We start from the raw sequence: 16,455 nt of genomic DNA, 5'->3' as shown, positions 1-16,455 counted from the left end.
AATGCTAACAGACCCTTAGGTGCCTAGTCTTCGCGACTATTCATGATAGCCAATGCCTGGCGTTCGATGAAGTCGCCCATGGTATCAATGCCGCGGAAGGCGAGAATGGTGTTGCGCACGGCGGCCTCTACCAGCACGGCCAGGTTTCGGCCTGCGGCCACTTGGAGCATGACGCGTTTGATGTCGACCCCCAGCACTTCCTGGGTCTGGTCCTGGGTAGGCAGACGCTCGAAGCTGTCGGGGTTGGAGCGAACCAGGTGCACAATTAATTTAAGCTTCATTCTACGGCGAACCGAGGTTTCACCGAAAATGGTGCGGATGTCCAGCAAGCCCAGCCCGCGTACCTCCAGCAGGTTTTGCAGCAAGGGTGGGCATTGGCCATCAATCATATTGGGTGCCGTGCGGGACAGTTCCACCGCGTCGTCTGCAACCAGCCCATGCCCACGGGAGATCAGTTCCAGTGCCAGTTCGCTTTTGCCCAGACCGGATTCGCCGGTAATCAGTACCCCCAGGCCCAATACGTCCATGAAGACGCCATGCATGGTGGTTTTCGGCGCCAGACGCTTGCCCAGATAGATGCGCAGCAAGTCAATCAGCTGGGCGGCATCGATAGGGGTATAGAGCAGTGGTACGCCTTGCTCTTCGCAAAACTGGATCAGGTCATCGGGTGCAACAGCGTCGTTGGCGATGAACAGGGCAGGAACACCGCCTTGCCTGAGATCATCCAGATGATGCAGGCGACGTTTGACGTCAAAGCGGTTGTAGAAAGAGAGCTCTTCAGGACCGAAAACCTGGATGCGGCCAGGGTGAATCAGGTTCAGGTGGCCGACCAGATCCGCGGCAGAGGCGCCAAGATCGGGGATGGGACGTTGAGCAGCGTGTTTACCGGCCGCCCAGCTTACCTCGAGCTTGTCACTATTATCATTGACCAGTTCTTGAACTGTCAGCATCGGGGTCGTCCGCGTTGAGATCAGGGGTCTGGGTCAGGATCTGGTGGATTTGAACAGGGTCCGTTTCCTGGGCCAGTGCCTGGCGAATGTCCTGATCGGCCATCAAACGGGCGATCTCGGCCAGCAGGTCCAGGTGGATTTGAGTAGCCGTTTCGGGAACCAGCAAAAAGAACAGCAGGCTGGCAGTGCGACCGTCGCTGGCATCAAAACGCACCGGCTCGGCCAGACGCATGAAAACGGCACAAGGCTCTTTCAAGTCCTTGATGCGGCCATGCGGGACGGCAACGTCGTGCCCAAGGGCGGTGGAGCCCAGACGCTCGCGAGCGATCAGGCTATGGAAAACGGCTGTCCGGGCAATGCCGTGATGGTTCTCGAAAATCAGTCCGGCTTGTTCAAAAGCGCGCTTCTTGCTGGTAACAGCAAGATCCAGAACCACGTTGGACAAAGGCAAAATACGCGACAAGAGATTCATGACGGCCATTATAGGGGGGAATGTTTTTTAGCTAAACATTTTTTGGATGGCTAACAACAGGCGGACACTGTGCCAAGAAACACAAAACCCCGAACTTCTGAAAGAACGGGGTTTGTCGGCAGGCTATGCCCGCTGTAACAGTTCGGCGTGATCAGGCTGCCGGAACTTCGAGCCGCTTGGCGGGCTCATGCGCATGGCTGTTTGCCTTTTCCTTGTATTTCAGAATCTGGCGGTCGATTTTATCGGCCAGCAGATCGATGGCGGCATACAAGTTCTCGTCTGAAGAGGCGCAGTGTATATCTTTGCCGGGGACACGGACGGTCACTTCGGCATTGTGCTTCAGGCGTTCAATGGAAAGCATAACCTGCGAGTCAACCACGTTGTCGAAGTGCTTTTCAATTCGACCAATTTTGCTTTTGACGTAGTCGCGAATGGCAGGAGTTATGTCAAGATTACGGCCAGTGATATTAAGGCTCATATAGGCTCTCCGTAGTAGTCAAACAACTTGTTCAAGAAGGGGAAGGTTGATCGTCTTTAGCCTCCTTACTACTGATCCTGGATATTCCAGTATACCTATATGTTGGTCAGATAACATGACCTGGATCAATCTGCGATGTGCAGGATAACCCTTGCTCCGACTGGCCCCGTTACAGGGCCAGAAATCGGCTTACATTCGGAAGTTCGAGCCCAGGTAAACCTTGCGCACGGCTTCGTTATCGATGATCTCGGACGGGTGCCCGCTGGTCAGTACCGTGCCTTCGCTGATGATGTAGGCGCGGTCACAGATGCCCAGCGTTTCGCGCACGTTGTGGTCGGTAATCAGCACACCAATATTGCGGCCTTTCAGAAACTGTACGATGCGCTGAATTTCAATCACGGCGATCGGGTCCACCCCGGCAAAGGGTTCGTCCAGCAAAATAAAACGGGGGTTGCTGGCGAGCGCGCGGGCAATCTCTACGCGGCGGCGCTCGCCACCAGACAGGGACAGGGCGGTGTTTTGTCGGATGTGCGCAATTTGCAGCTCGCTGATCAGGGTTTCCAGGCGCTCGTTGATATCGTTCTTGCTGATGCTGCGACCGTTATCGTCCAGTTGCAGCTCCAGCACGGCGCGGATGTTTTCTTCGACCGTCAGGCGGCGAAAGACGGAGGCATCCTGGGGCAGATAGGACAGGCCCAGGCGCGCCCGCTTGTGCATGGGCATGGCAGTAATGGGCGTGCCATCAATTTCAATACGGCCTGCATCGGCGGGCACAATGCCCACAATCATATAGAAGCTGGTGGTTTTGCCAGCCCCGTTCGGGCCTAGCAGGCCTACCACTTCGCCGCTTTCCACAGTCAGGGAAACATCCTGCACGACGGTACGTTTGCCATAGGTCTTGCGCAGTCCTTGCGCAATCAGGCTGCCTTTGGTCGAGTGGCTGGCGCGGGTAGGGGTAGACGGGTTGTTAGGAGCAACCATGATTCAAAGGGGTCCGGGCTATTTGCGTGGGGAGGACTTGCGTTGGCATTCGGCCAGAGCAGCATCGGCATTGGCGCGTGGGCGGGCGACAGAACGGACTCGGCCATCACGTGTGGCGGAGTCCGAGCCGCCAAAGGCTTGGTACGTGCCATCTTTTTGGCGATAGATAATGCGCTGGCCCTGGACCGAGTCCTGCAGCTTGCCGCAAACATAGCGATTGACGACAGCCTTGCCAATCAGCTCGACCTCTTCGGTTTTACCGTTGTAGATAGCTCGGACACCTTCAGCGACCATCAGTTCAAATTTGGCTGGATCTTCCTGGCGAATCGTCACGCGGGCGCGCTCGCTGACCGTGGCCGTGCCGTGCTGGAAACCTTCCGCATCTTGCTCGATCGCCAACTGGTCTGCCATCAAGGTCATGGCGCCGCGAGTCAGGATGATGTTGCCCTTGTAGATCGTCTGCTTGGCAATATCGTCGTAAGTCAGGGTGTCGGACAGCACGGAGGTGTCCGGTTCGGCGGCAGCAGAGGCAGCCGCTTGGGCCAGAGCCGGGGCCGTAGGCAGCAAAGCCAGGGTTGCAGTGCTCAGGCACAGGGCCAGGGCACCACGCAAAAGGCTAAAAGAGAGCATGGGCTTGTGGCCCAGGCGGGCGCTGTCAGGCGTGGTCATGGAGGGGAATCCTTAGAACTATTGGAAGAACGCGCTTTTTGTGTTTGTTGGCCCGAGATTTTAACGTCGGATTCCGACATGACGTTCAATTGGCGAACGCGATTATCGTAACGCATCCCGGTACCGCGCATGGTGGACTGGCCATTGACGACCAATGCCGGTTCGTTGGTGTACACCACGTCCTCTTCGGGCAGGATGATCAGCACTTCGCTGCGCACATCCATGGCTTCATCCTCGGGGGTGGCCTGGCGGTGAATATGGGCGTTGCCTGTCATGGTGATCATGTCCCCGCCTGCATTCATATGCGCGGTATCGGAGGTGGCAATCGTCAAGGGCGAGTCCGCCCGGTTGCTGACCGCGCGCGGGGAGGTGATGTCGTGCGAGTCGTCATCCGGGTAGTGGTAGGCAATCTTGCCATCCAGGCGGCTGATGGCCATCCCGGTTTGGTCAGAGCTGATCATGGTGAAGTCGCGCGCCCAGGAGTCGGGCTCGTGGGTAACACGGCGCGGGGGATCAATGGCAACCGAGCTCTGGGTGTAATCGACCGCCCACAGCGTTGCCAGCACCAGCATGGTCAGCAACAGCAGTGAAATGACGGTGGGTAGACGGTCACGCATGATTACTGGATGACTCCTGTGGTCTTCAAGGGACCACCTGTAATAAAGGCGGCAAGGCGACCCTGGGAGGCCAGGATGGCATCACAGCATTCTCGCACTGCGCCGTGGCCGGCGGGCTGCGTCGCCACCCAGCTGGCAATTTGACTGATATAGAAGGGAGCTTCAGGCACGCTGGCGGAAAACCCCACGCGCTGCATGGCGGGCAAATCGATCAGATCGTCGCCCATATAACCCACTTCGCTTAAAGACAGGCCGTTTTCCTGAGCCAGTTGAGTCAGGATTGCAATCTTGTCGCGGACACCCTGGTGGACAAAAGGAATCCCCAGCTCGGCAGCGCGACGCGACACGATGCCGCTTTCGCGCCCGGTAATCAGGGCAACATGAATGCCGCTTTCGCCCAGCATGCGCAAGCCATGGCCATCCAGAGCGTGAAAGCTCTTGAATTCCTCGCCGTTTGCGCTGTACCACAGGCGTCCGTCGGTCAGCACGCCGTCCACGTCAAACACCATCAGGCGCAACTGGCGTAACTGGTTGCGCACGTTCTCGGGCAGCTTGGCCAGAATTTGTGCTTCAGCGGGGTGGAGCGGGATGGTGGGCGTATTCATCATGATCAGATTACCTTTGCAGCCAACAGGTCGTGCATGTGCAGAGCTCCCAATAGTAGCCCGTTTGTGTCCAATACCAGCATTTGACTGATACGCAGGGCATCCATTTGCTCGGCCGCTTCAATGGCCAGGGCTTCGGCCGCAATGCTGCGCGGTTCGCGTGACATGCCTTCGGACACGGGCAGCTTGCGTATGTCGCCCGCGCGAGCAATCAGGCGGCGCAGGTCGCCATCAGTGAACATCCCAACGGGATGGCCTTGCGAGTCAGTGACAATGGTCATGCCCATGCCTTTGCTGGACATTTCTATCAGGGCATCGGGAACCAGGGTCTCGGGGGAAACAATGGGCAACTGTTCGCCACTGCGCATGATGTCGCGCACAAACGTCAGTAATTGACGACCCAGCGCGCCGCCAGGGTGGGAGCGGGCGAAATCTTCGCGGCTGAAGCCTCGTGCTTCCAGGCAGGCAACGGCCAGTGCATCACCTAATACTAATGCGGCGGTAGTGCTGGCCGTGGGGGCCAGGTTCAACGGGCAGGCTTCATGCTCCACATGCGCATCCAGATGCAGGTCGGCATTTTGGGCCAGTTCGGACTGGGCATTGCCGGTGATGGCAATCAGCTTGGCACCCATGCGGCGCAGCACGGTCAGCACGGTCACCAGCTCCTGGGCCTGGCCGGAGTAGGAAATGGCAATGACCACGTCCTGCTTGGTAATCATGCCCAGGTCGCCGTGCAGGGCTTCGGCAGCGTGCATGAAAAAAGCGGGGGTGCCCGTTGACGCCAGGGTAGCCGCAATCTTGCGTGCCACATGGCCGGACTTGCCGATGCCGGTCACCACCACGCGCCCCTGACAGTGCACGAGCAGTTGGGTGGCTTCTACAAAACTTTGGTCCAGACGCCCGCCCAGCGCTTGTAACGCGTCAACTTCAATGGCGAAGGTGCGTTGAGCTGAGGACAGGATATGGGCGGGATCTAAAAGTGCCGGTGTATTCATGGCGAAATTGTAAACGTGAAGTGTCTGCTTGGCATGCAGATTTGCAGGAGGCAAATTGTAAGGTCAGATGCTCTTGGACCAGTGGCAAGCAGAATAGTTTAGGGTTAAGATACGTCTTGTTTTGTAATTTCAGTAATTACTGAAAATTCAGGAAGCCATGAATCTAGGACCACAGGCAGAGCGTTTCATTCTGCACTTTGGGGAGATGGGCGGGCGCTGGGGGGTCAACCGGACGGTGGGCCAGATCTATGCGTTGCTGTTCATTGCGCCCGAAGCCCTCCACGCCGACGAGATTGCCGAAACGCTAGGTATCTCCCGCTCCAATGTCAGCATGAGCTTGCGCGAGTTGCAGTCCTGGCGACTGGTCAACATGACGCACAAGATCGGCGAGCGCCGCGAATACTTTGAATCCCCCAAGGATGTATGGGATATTTTCCGTACCTTGGTGGAGGAAAAGCGCAAGCGCGAGATTGATCCCACATTGACCTTATTGCGAAGTATCCTTATGGAGGCGCCCGTAAATGAGGAAGAGGAATATGGGCAGCAGCGCATTAACGAAATGCTGGAATTGATCGAGTTGGCTTGTGGTTGGTTTGACGAGGTTCATCACTTACCGCCCGAGACCCTGCAAAATCTGATGCGTTTAGGTAGCAAAGTTCAGAAAGTGCTGGGGTTCGCCGGGAAGATTCGCAAAGCTGATCAAACTGGGGGTCGTCATGATTGATCTGGATGTCGTTACCTTGTCGCGGTTGCAATTTGCTTCCACCGCGATGTTCCACTTTTTATTTGTTCCCTTGACGCTGGGCCTGTCTTTTTTGCTGGCCATTATGGAAAGCGTCTATGTCATGACGGGCAAGGCCATCTGGCGTCGCATGACCAAGTTCTGGGGCGTGCTCTTTGGCATTAACTTTGCCCTGGGTGTGGCCACCGGGATTGTGATGGAATTTCAGTTCGGCATGAACTGGGCCTATTACAGCCACTATGTTGGCGATATTTTCGGAGCGCCGCTAGCCATCGAAGGTTTGATGGCGTTTTTTCTGGAAGCCACCTTTGTCGGCCTGTTCTTTTTCGGCTGGGATCGCCTCTCCAAGCTGGGACACCTGATTGTTACCTGGCTGGTTGCCATCGGTACCAACCTGTCGGCCTTGTGGATTCTGGTCGCTAACGGCTGGATGCAAAACCCGGTCGGTGCCATCTTCAACCCCCACACCATGCGTATGGAAATGACCGACTTTGCCGAGGTCATTCTCAATCCCGTTGCGCAAGCCAAAGTTGTTCATACCGTCAGTGCCGGTTATGTCCTGGGTGCCATGTTCGTGATGGGCATCAGTGCCTGGTACTTGCTGCGTGGTCGCCATATTGATCTGGCCAAGCGCTCGATGACGGTAGCGGCCAGTTTCGGCTTGGCAGCGTCCCTGTCCGTGGTGGTGCTGGGTGACGAAAGTGGTTACCTGACGACAGAACACCAGCAAATGAAGATTGCGGCCATGGAGTCCATGTGGGAAACCGAGGAAGCGCCTGCCAGCTTCAATCTTCTGGCCTGGCCGGATCAGGAAGCCCGTGAAAATCGCTTCGCTATCGAGATACCTTGGGTGATGGGCTTGATCGGGACGCGCTCGGTCAGTACCCCCATGCTGGGTATCAATGAGCTGGTCGAGCATGCCAAGATCCGTATTGCCAATGGCTTGCGCGCTTACGAGGCACTTCAGTTAGTCCGTGCCGATGCGGGTAATGTCGAGGCACGCCGCGTCTTTGACAATAACTGGAAGGACCTGGGTTACGCCTTGCTGCTCAAGCGTTATACAGATGACATCACCAAAGCGGATACTGACACCATCGCCCAGGCTGCCTGGGACACGGTGCCACAGGTTGCGCCCTTGTTCTGGAGCTTCCGCATCATGGTGGCTTTGGGGCTGTACTTCATCCTGTTCTTTGGTGTGGCCTTCTTCCTGGCCTCGCGTGACCGTCTGCAACGTCATCCGCGCTTGCTCAAAGCGGCGGTCTGGAGCATTCCCCTGCCTTGGGTCGCGATCGAATGTGGCTGGTTTGTGGCCGAATTCGGACGTCAGCCCTGGGCGATTGAAGGCGTCTTGCCGACTTACTATGCCGCTTCCGGCCTGTCCTTTGTGGACTTGATGATCAGTATGACCATCTTCCTCTTGCTCTACAGCACCCTGGCGGTGATTGGCATCAAGGTCATGCTGCATTCGATTCGTAAAGGTCCGGACGAGGCTGGCGAGACCGTCACACCTTCCGCTTTGTCTTATGGTTCGCGCAACGCTCCGTTGCTGCGCGGTTAAGGAGGGGGAACCATCATGGAAAATTTGATTCTTCTCGATTACGACACCTTGCGCATCGTCTGGTGGTTGCTGCTGGGCGTGCTGCTGGCTGCCTTTGCCATCATGGACGGGGCTGACCTGGGTGTGGCCATGGTGTTGCCACTGGTTGCCCGCAGCGATGACGAACGACGCACGCTGTACAACGTGATCGGCCCGGTCTGGGAAGGTAACCAGGTCTGGCTGATCGTGGCCGGTGGGGTCGCTTTTGCGGCCTGGCCCCTGTTGTATGCCATGGCTTTCTCGGGCTTTTACCTGGCCATGATGCTGCTGTTGGTGGCCTTGATCGTGCGCCCGGTTGCCATCAAGTACCGCAGCAAGCTCAGTTCGTCACGCTGGCGTCGCAACTGGGACGCGATCTGGACTGCTTCCGGTCTGGTTTGTGCCCTGGTATTCGGGGTGGCTATTGGCAACGTCATGCTGGGCGTTCCATTCGGCTTTGACGAAACTACGCTGCGTCCGATGTACCAAGGCAATTTCTTTGGTCTGTTCCAGCCCTTTGCCATTCTGTGCGGGTTGCTGAGTGTCTTGATGCTGGCATTCCAGGGCGCGGTGGTAGTGGCCTGGAAAGGTAGTGATCATGTAGCTCGTCGTGCGCGTGCCTGGGCCATGCCTTTGGGGCTGCTGTCCATCGTGGCTTTTGCTGCCGGTGGCTGGTGGATTAGCGCCATGAATGGCTACAGCATGCCCTGGCCTGAGGTGGCTCATGCCATGTCCAACCCCATTGGCAAGACGGTCGAGATGGTGGAAGGCGCCTGGCTGGCCAACTACCGGACCTGGCCTGCATTGTGGGCGGCGCCCATTGTCGGTTTCGCAGGTCTGCTGCTGGGTGCATTGCTGGCTGGCCGTGGCCGTGGTCTGCTGGCCCTGCTGTTCTCTTCCCTGGCGCTGGCCGGCATCATTCTGACCTTTGGCTTTGCGGTCTTCCCCTTCCTCTTGCCTTCGTCCTTGAACCCAGGCTCCAGCCTGACCTTGTTTGATGCCTCGGCCAGTCATCTGACCTTGTGGATCATGCTGCTGGTGACACTGGTGTTCTTGCCCATCATCGTGCTCTATACCTCCTGGGTGTACAGCGTAATGCGTGGCAAGGTATCGGTTGCCAGCATGAAAGATTCTTCTCATTCTTACTAAGGAGGCCAGCGCATATGTGGTACTTCTCTTGGGTTTTAGGTTTGGGTCTTGCCTGCGCATTCTCCATCCTGAATGCGATGTGGTTCGAGCTGCGTGAGAGCACGGCTTTGCAGAACGCGGCCTCTTCCAAAGCCAATGCCGATATCGAGGTCTGATTGACACCGCAAAGTCCAACGGCGCAACAATGGCTGGGGCAGTTCTCCAGCCGCGCCCGCACGGCTTTGCGGGCCTCCATGCTGGCACCGGTGCTGGCGGGCGCTTTACTGATTCCCCAGGCCTGGTTGCTGGCAAAGATTGTGCAGGCAATTGTGGTCGATGGCCTGCCCTGGACAGGGCAGCTTTTCTCTATCTTGATGGTGGCTGCACTCTTGCTGCTGCGCGCCGCCATTTCCGCGTTGGGTGAGCGGCGTGCGCAGAAGGTGTCGGAACAGCTGAAACAAGGACAGCGCTCCGAGTTGTTTGCCCGCTTGTTCCGCAGCACCGTACCCCGTTTGCGGGCCAGCAATAGCGGTGAGCTTTCTACCAGTTTGATCACGCAAGTCGAAGCTCTGGACGGCTTTGTGACGCGATACATCCCTTGCATGGCGGCTGCGGCTCTGGTGCCTTTGGCACTGGTGCTGGCGGTGTTGCCCGTGGACGGCATTGTGTCCTTGATTCTGTTGTTGAGCACGCCTTTGATTCCTTTGTTCATGGCCCTGGTGGGGTGGGGCGCGGAGGCTGCCAGCCGTGAGCAACAACAAACAACCTTGCGCCTGTCTGGTTTTTTTGCGGACCGTTTGCGCGGGATTTTTACCCTAAGTCTGATGGGGCGCGGGCAGGATGAGTTGCACCGTGTGGAACTGGCCAGCCAGGAGTTGCGCACACGCACCATGAAGGTGCTGCGTATCGCATTCCTGTCATCGGCTGTACTGGAGTTTTTTGCGGCCTTGGGTGTGGCCGGGATCGCTGTATATATTGGTTTGGGTTACCTGGGCTATCTGGGCGAGTCCTTTTCGGGCATCAGCTTGCAACAAGGCTTGTTCTGTTTGCTCCTGGCCCCGGAGGCCTACCAGCCCTTGCGCCAATTGGCCGCTAATTATCATGATCGGGCAGCGGCGCGTGCGGCTGCGGTAGAAGTCGACAGGCTGTGGGCAAACTTGGGCCAGGATTTGATTCCTGCGGCTCCCACCAGTGCCGACAATGAAGCGGTGTTTCCCAACTTGCCGGTAGTGGTATTGCGTCACCTGCATTTGCCGCAGTTAGGCGGGCAGGGGACTTTGCTGGAAGTGCCCGGCCTGCAACTCTATATAGATCAGTCCTATGCGGTGCTGGGAGCCAGTGGCTCCGGCAAGACCAGCCTGCTGGAAAGCCTGATTGGTTTGCGCCCCTTGTCACAAGGTGAAATTCTGTTGCGCAACAGCGATACTGCCGGGCGCTTGCTGACGCGTCATGATGGAGTCGTACTGATTTCCCAGCAGGCCTTTTTAGCCATGGGGACAATTGCAGATGGTTTGCGTCTGGCAGCCCCACAAGTCAGTGATGAACAGCTGTGGCAAGCTTTGGAACAAGCCTGTGCAGCCGAATTTGTACGGGCCTTGCCCGATGGTTTGCAAACGGCGCTGGGCGAGGGTGGTTTTGGTCTTTCCGGTGGCCAGATTCAGCGTTTGGCACTGGCCCGCCTGTTTTTGACAGACCCGCATGTGGTCTTGCTGGACGAACCCAGCTCCCGCCTGGATGCGGCGACACGGGATCGTGTCATGCGCAATATTCTGCGCTTTTGTCAGGGACGCTGTCTGGTCGTGGCCACGCATGACCAGGAGCTGGCGGCCATGTGCTCGAACCAACTGCACATCGCCCAAGGAGTTCTGACGGCATGAAAGCGTGGTTTCGTCTCTTAGGTTCCAGCCTGCGCGCACGACGTGGGACGGTGTTGTTTACGGTTCTGCTGGCGATCAGCACGGTGGCCGCCGGTGTCGGCCTTTTGGGTGTGGCTGGTTGGTTTCTAAGCAGCGCTTTTCTGGCTACGTTGGGCATCGTATTCAATCTGTTTGGCCCTTCGGCCATGATTCGTGGCCTGTCTTTTTGGCGTATCGCCTCCCGGTATCTGGAACGCGTAGTCGGCCATGCCCTGACGCTGGATTTGCAAGTACGCATTCGCAGTCTGGTTTTTGGACGTTTGAGCCGATTCAGTCAGTCTCGCTTGGCCCAGTTTCGGGATGGGGAACTGGCTTCCAGCCTGACCTCTGACGTGGCTGTGCTGGATCTGGTGCTCTTGCTGATTTTGGTGCCGCTGACTACGGCTGTCGTGGCTGGTCTGGTGTTTAGCGCTGTGCTGCAAACCTGGCTGTCTTGGTGGGCCTGGCTGATTCTGGCTTGTTTGCTGATTGCCGCTTGTCTAATTCCCTACATTTGCGCCCGTGGCGCCAGCCGTGCGGCTCAGCAGGTTCATCAGTTGGAAAACCGCCAGCGTGTTCTGGTGCATCAGGCCATCCGCGCCTATGCCGATATTCAGGTGTTTGCCGCCGCGGATGCCGTGCAGGAACAAGTGGACAAGCTTAGCCAGGAACTGGGACAAGCCCGTTTGCGCAGCAATGGCTGGGGCATTGTTGGGCAGTTTTCCCAGCAGGTTTTGATGGGCGTAGCCTTGATGACCTGCCTGCTGGTTGGGGCGCAACAGGTCAATCTGCAAGCCATGAGTGGCCCCTTGTGGGTGGGGCTGGTGTTGGCTTTGCTGGGTTTGTTCGAGATCATGGCACCCATGATGCGCGGCGCGTCCCGTTTGGGAGAGGTTCAGGCAGCCAGCAGTCGTTTGCTGACGATTCTGGACGAGCCCGAGGAAACCGATCAGGCGCAAGGGCAGGCGATTGCGTTGGACAAGCCGGCCTGCCTGGAAATCACAGGTCTGAATTTTTCCTACGGTTCACAGCCCGTATTGGAGCAGTTGTCGCTGCAAGTCCAAGCTGGCGAGCACATTGCTATTTTTGGCCCCAGTGGTTCCGGCAAGTCCACCTTGCTGGGCGTACTGATGCGCTTATTGCCTGTTTCGGGAAAGCAGTATCTGGTTGAGGGTGACGCAGCCCAGCATTGGAGCCGCGCCAGCTGGTTTGATCATTGCGCCTTGCTGGCGCAGGACTCACCGCTGTTTCTGGGTTCGGTACGAGATAATCTTTTGCTGGCAGAACCGACGGCATCAGAGCAACAAATCTGGCAGGTTCTTCACGATGCCCAGCTGGACAGTGTGGTACGTGATTTGCCCCAAGGGTTGGATACCTGGCTGGGCGAGGGTGGGCAACAATTGTCCCTGGGGCAGCAGCGCCGCCTGTGTCTGGCACGTGTGCTGTTGTCGCCTGCTCATATCTGGTTTCTGGACGAGCCTACGGCCAGCCTGGATGGCCCGACCAGTCAGGCCTTGATGCAGGATATTCTGACCGCAGCGCGTGGGAAAACCGTAATTATGGCGACCCACGATACCCGTTTGCTGCCTTTGGTCGATAGCGTTTATCAGTTTGAGGCGGGTCGTTTGCAATGTAGATCCGACATGTCAGTAAATACTTTAGGGCCAAACTAAAAGGACGCTTCGGGTCAAGTCTGTGGCGATTTTTACCCAATCGCGTCGTATTAGTACAACTTACGAGCACAAGCCGGGCGAGCCCTTGTTGCTGCTGCCCAATTGTGTACACTTGCAACGTATCCAAGTGCGCCCTTCGCGCCCGGATTTTTTGTTGTAGAAGCTTTGACATGCAAATTGATCCCACCCAGTACATCCGTCAAATCATTCGCAATGTGCCGGACTGGCCCAAGCCAGGGGTGACTTTCCGCGATATCACCCCGGTCCTGCAAGACCCGCGTTCCTTCCGGGTGTTGATTGACCTGTTTGTCTACCGTTACATGGGACAAAAGCTGGATCTGGTGGCGGGTGTGGATGCACGCGGCTTTATCGTGGGTTCGGTTCTGGCCTATGAATTGAACCTGGGTTTTGTGCCAGTGCGTAAAAAAGGCAAGCTGCCTTTCAATACCGTCGCTGAAGAGTATTCCCTGGAATATGGCAATGCTAGCGTCGAGATGCACACTGACTCCGTGCGTCCTGGTCAGCGTGTTTTGCTGATTGACGACCTGATCGCTACCGGCGGCACTTTGCTCGCTGCGGCCCGTTTGCTGCAGCGCCTGGGTGCCAACGTGGTGGAGGCTGCCGCGATTATTGATCTGCCTGAACTGGGTGGCTCCAAAGCGGTGACCGATTCGGGCCTGTCGGTTTACACCGTCTGTAGCTTTAACGAATCTGACCGCTAATTGCCAGGACCGGCGCATTGCCGGTTTGGTTTTGTAGCCTGAATCCCTGCCATGCCTGGAGCATCGCAGGGATTTTTCATGCCTGTTTGTTTTGTAGAGCGGGGCTGAGCCAAGACTAGCCCCGCTTTTGCTCGTTCAGATTAGAAGCGCACTTTCATGAACATTGAACCCGCGTGGTCCTGGTTGCGGCCAAACTGTCCCTGGTAGTTCAGACCAAAGGACGTGCTCTTGCCTGCCTTCAGTTCTGCGCCCAACTCGGCAACAGCGGCATTCTTGGCAATTGGAGCACCGCTGATGCGGAAGTTGCTGCCGGGCAGGGCGGCAAAGGCTAGTTCACGTTCGGGTGTGGTGTCACCCAGCGCATGACGCCAGCCCAAACCAGCGCTTAGGGACAAGGTGGTTTTGGACAGGTCCACCTCGGTTGTGCCGCGTAGACCCAGCGTCACCGTGCTCAGGTTCTGGCGCTGCGAATCCCCGCGCAAGGCCGCTTGACCGCCTGATTCACTAAAAGAGCCGTGACGCAGTTGGTGCCAGTTCACGCTGGCATACGGTTCTACGTTGGAGCGTGGGCTTACGGGCATGCGGTAACCCAGTTGGGCAAAGGCCTGAATGCTGTGCGCTTTGTAGTCCGCTTTCAGTGTCTCGTTCTGGTGAACAGAGATAGAACGTTCGCTGTCCAAGCTATGGCGGGTGTAAGCACCGCCAGCCAGCAGGTTCAGACTACCCGAACCCATCTCCCAAGCTTGCGTTCCGTACAGGGCGGCGCTGTAGCTGTTGCTGTGCGAGCTTTGGCGGCGATCATCCAGCTTGATGCGGTTTTCCAAATAGCCCAAGGAGGCACCCATGCGCCAGCCTTGTTCACCAACAGCGGTATCGCCCCCCAGGAACAGACCACCGATTTTATGGCGTACATCCTGGCTGTTGTCGTCACCGTCCAGATCGCGTTGTTGATGGATGACCTCTGCCCACAAGACGGTGTCTTTGCCGGTTGTATTGCGGGCACCCGATGCCTGTTTGCCTAACGTACGGGGCAACAGATCTCCGTTGCTTAGCAGCGCTGAGGTGGTGCCTGCATAAATCTGGCCTTGCAACTGCTCCATATAGCCCGCGACCTGACTGGATTGGGCATTAAGCACCGTGTCATACAAATCAGTCATGGCGGCAGGAGGCTGTGTGGAGCCGTTATCCAATGCCTGGGCGACAGACTTCTGATTGCCGGTATAGGCAAAGGAGGCAAAGGGTGTGTCGTTGCGCTCGACCGTCAAGGACAGGTTGGGGCCATAGGCTAAGGTCGGTGACAAGAAGGCCATGTCATAAGCGATTTGGCTGTATTGCCCGGTCACACCGTTAGTCGCATTCAGGAATGAATAGCTGACGTTCTGGCGGAAGGGGCCGCCAGCTAGTTTGAGGGTGCCGTCGATATGGGCCGCACCACCCACCACCAAGCGATCACTTGCGCCGCTTGAGTCAACTTCCAGCTCATGCACTGAGCCTGCATGGGCGGTGTAATCTCCACTGACGGTCAGCGTACCAACCGAGTTGCCTGGGGCCAGGGTGCCGTAGTTGTCTACTTGGGTAACCGTACCAGAGCCACCCAAAGTGCCTTCGCGCTCTACGGTGATAGCGGATACCAGCGTGCCATTGACAGCCAGGCGGCCACCGCTGACCGTCGTGTCACCGGTATAGCTGTTGTTACCGGCCAGCTCCAGAGAACCGGAACCGCGCTTATGCAGGCCGCCTATGCCGCTGATGTCATTGGCGAAGGTCGAGTGGTATCCCAGCGTGTCTACATCGAACAGACGAGTAAATTGTGCGGGGCCTTGTACGGCCTTGCCCACATTCAGCAGGCCCCAGCCGTAAAGGCTTGGGTCGCCCAGAGGCGTTGCGGTGGTCAGCAAGGTTTGCTGCAGGTGATAGGCGGTGAAGTAGGGAAAGGCCTCTTTTACCAGAGCAGCACCGCCCGCGACGTGCGGGGAGGCCATGGAGGTGCCGCTAAGGGCCACATAGCCGCCCGAGGGCCGGACTGAATTAATCCCTGGGTTGTAGTCACCACCGGGTGCGGCCAGACACCACTCGGCTGCTACGCTGCACTTGTTCGCATAGGAGGCTAAAGATCCATCTTCGCCCAAGGCGGTAACCGCCAACCAGTTGTCTTTTAGCTCGGGAAACCAGTGGGGAGAGCCAGCCAGCAGGTCAGGGTGGTCCTGAGACTCATTACCGGTGGCAAATACCATCAAGGTACCTGCTTGTACGCTGCTCTTGAAGGCGTCGATAATCAGTGGCTGCCATTCGAGTGCGTCTTGAGCTGAGCTGTAGTCCAATACATGGCAGGGTGGGCCAAACGAGCCATCGCACTTATTGACTCCAGAGCTGTTATTGATAATAGGCAGGTTAAACGGTGCTAGATAATTCAAGCCTTGGGACAGGGTCTGATCGAGCGTGGCCGCTATTTGTCGACGGTCATCATCGTCATCGTCATCGTCATCGTCATCGTCGCCCTCGTCGTAAGCAACGACAAAAAGCTGGCTGTTGAAGGCGACGCCGTGCATGCCGACGCCATCACGGCGGGCTCCGATGATGCCGGCCACGTGGGAGCCGTGACCAGTGTCCTCGTCCGAGTCTACTCCCTGACCATTAACGTAGGGAGTATTGGTGTTGAAATCAAAACCTCCCGCAATGGCACCGGCAAATTCCGGATGATCGCCCGCAATGCCGGTGTCCAGAATACCGACAGTCACGCCCTTGCCTGTAAAGCCCAGTGAGTAGGCTTGGGCGGCGTTGATCATGTCCAGGCCGGGCTGACGTTTGTATTCTTTGGTGCGCCATTGTTCCAATGTGTTGTCGGGTTCTGTATGGGCAATACCCGGCAGGGCAAGGCTTAGCAAGGCCATCTGCACCAGCAGATAAGTGTTGCGTTTCTTGTTCGACATCTGTTCCTCTTTCCGGCTTTTT

Annotated in this window: 16 protein-coding genes; 7 read left to right on the top strand and 9 right to left on the bottom strand. The window is 57.2% G+C overall.

The window, feature by feature from the left end; translation table 11 throughout:
• Window positions 1–23: 23 nt before the first annotated feature.
• The 8 genes from hprK to CPY64_RS15105 all read right to left on the bottom strand — a co-directional run bounded on the left by hprK (window position 24) and on the right by CPY64_RS15105 (window position 5,767).
• Entirely contained in the window at window positions 24–950 is a 927-nt protein-coding gene (hprK, locus tag CPY64_RS15140; RefSeq protein WP_042486723.1) for an HPr(Ser) kinase/phosphatase, read from the bottom strand.
• Window positions 922–1,422, bottom strand: coding sequence for a PTS sugar transporter subunit IIA (locus CPY64_RS15135; RefSeq protein WP_042486920.1), 501 nt, complete (start codon window positions 1,420–1,422; stop codon window positions 922–924). The genes hprK and CPY64_RS15135 overlap by 29 nt, the downstream gene beginning before the upstream one ends.
• Before the next feature lie 151 nt (window positions 1,423–1,573).
• A complete protein-coding gene (gene hpf / locus CPY64_RS15130; RefSeq protein ID WP_009458652.1) occupies window positions 1,574–1,900 on the bottom strand; it encodes a ribosome hibernation-promoting factor, HPF/YfiA family in 327 nt (108 codons plus the stop codon).
• 189 nt (window positions 1,901–2,089) lie between these two features.
• The gene (gene lptB, locus CPY64_RS15125; RefSeq protein WP_042486718.1) at window positions 2,090–2,881 is read right to left on the bottom strand and encodes an LPS export ABC transporter ATP-binding protein; all 792 of its coding nucleotides are present in this window, start codon (window positions 2,879–2,881) and stop codon (window positions 2,090–2,092) included.
• Window positions 2,882–2,899: 18 nt separating this feature from the next.
• A complete protein-coding gene (gene lptA / locus CPY64_RS15120; protein WP_042486714.1) occupies window positions 2,900–3,550 on the bottom strand; it encodes a lipopolysaccharide transport periplasmic protein LptA in 651 nt (216 codons plus the stop codon).
• Complete coding sequence (gene lptC, locus CPY64_RS15115) at window positions 3,547–4,167, bottom strand: LPS export ABC transporter periplasmic protein LptC (protein ID WP_042486709.1); 621 nt, start codon at window positions 4,165–4,167, stop codon at window positions 3,547–3,549. Before lptC ends, lptA begins: the two co-directional genes overlap by 4 nt.
• 2 nt (window positions 4,168–4,169) lie before the next feature.
• A complete protein-coding gene (locus tag CPY64_RS15110) occupies window positions 4,170–4,775 on the bottom strand; it encodes a KdsC family phosphatase (protein ID WP_080723798.1) in 606 nt (201 codons plus the stop codon).
• Between the two features lie 2 nt (window positions 4,776–4,777).
• Complete coding sequence (locus tag CPY64_RS15105; protein WP_042486706.1) at window positions 4,778–5,767, bottom strand: KpsF/GutQ family sugar-phosphate isomerase; 990 nt, start codon at window positions 5,765–5,767, stop codon at window positions 4,778–4,780.
• 157 nt (window positions 5,768–5,924) lie between these two features.
• On the opposite strand from CPY64_RS15105, the gene CPY64_RS15100 reads away from it, so the two are divergent.
• From CPY64_RS15100 to CPY64_RS15070, 7 genes are all read left to right on the top strand, one after another.
• A complete protein-coding gene (locus CPY64_RS15100; protein WP_042486704.1) occupies window positions 5,925–6,491 on the top strand; it encodes a GbsR/MarR family transcriptional regulator in 567 nt (188 codons plus the stop codon).
• Window positions 6,484–8,067, top strand: a complete 1,584-nt coding sequence (locus CPY64_RS15095) for a cytochrome ubiquinol oxidase subunit I (protein WP_042486701.1) — start codon at window positions 6,484–6,486, stop codon at window positions 8,065–8,067. The genes CPY64_RS15100 and CPY64_RS15095 overlap by 8 nt, the downstream gene beginning before the upstream one ends.
• Before the next feature lie 15 nt (window positions 8,068–8,082).
• On the top strand, window positions 8,083–9,234 hold the full coding sequence (cydB, locus tag CPY64_RS15090) for a cytochrome d ubiquinol oxidase subunit II (RefSeq protein ID WP_042486698.1): 1,152 nt from the start codon (window positions 8,083–8,085) through the stop codon (window positions 9,232–9,234).
• A gap of 14 nt (window positions 9,235–9,248) precedes the next feature.
• On the top strand, window positions 9,249–9,389 hold the full coding sequence (gene cydX / locus CPY64_RS15085) for a cytochrome bd-I oxidase subunit CydX (protein WP_042486696.1): 141 nt from the start codon (window positions 9,249–9,251) through the stop codon (window positions 9,387–9,389).
• Complete coding sequence (gene cydD / locus CPY64_RS15080; protein WP_042486691.1) at window positions 9,390–11,090, top strand: thiol reductant ABC exporter subunit CydD; 1,701 nt, start codon at window positions 9,390–9,392, stop codon at window positions 11,088–11,090.
• On the top strand, window positions 11,087–12,781 hold the full coding sequence (gene cydC, locus CPY64_RS15075; RefSeq protein WP_042486686.1) for a thiol reductant ABC exporter subunit CydC: 1,695 nt from the start codon (window positions 11,087–11,089) through the stop codon (window positions 12,779–12,781). The genes cydD and cydC overlap by 4 nt, the downstream gene beginning before the upstream one ends.
• A 170-nt stretch (window positions 12,782–12,951) precedes the next feature.
• Window positions 12,952–13,503 (top strand): adenine phosphoribosyltransferase, encoded by a 552-nt coding sequence (locus CPY64_RS15070; protein WP_042486683.1) that lies wholly within the window; start codon window positions 12,952–12,954, stop codon window positions 13,501–13,503.
• A 140-nt stretch (window positions 13,504–13,643) separates the two neighbouring features.
• On the opposite strand, the gene CPY64_RS15065 is transcribed toward CPY64_RS15070, so the two are convergent.
• Window positions 13,644–16,433, bottom strand: coding sequence for an autotransporter domain-containing protein (locus CPY64_RS15065; protein WP_042486680.1), 2,790 nt, complete (start codon window positions 16,431–16,433; stop codon window positions 13,644–13,646).
• Window positions 16,434–16,455: the final 22 nt, after the last annotated feature.

Origin of the sequence: Alcaligenes faecalis, assembly GCF_002443155.1 — a bacterium.
In the GTDB taxonomy this organism is placed as follows: domain Bacteria; phylum Pseudomonadota; class Gammaproteobacteria; order Burkholderiales; family Burkholderiaceae_B; genus Alcaligenes; species Alcaligenes faecalis.
This window is presented reverse-complemented; position numbering and strand designations above follow the sequence as displayed.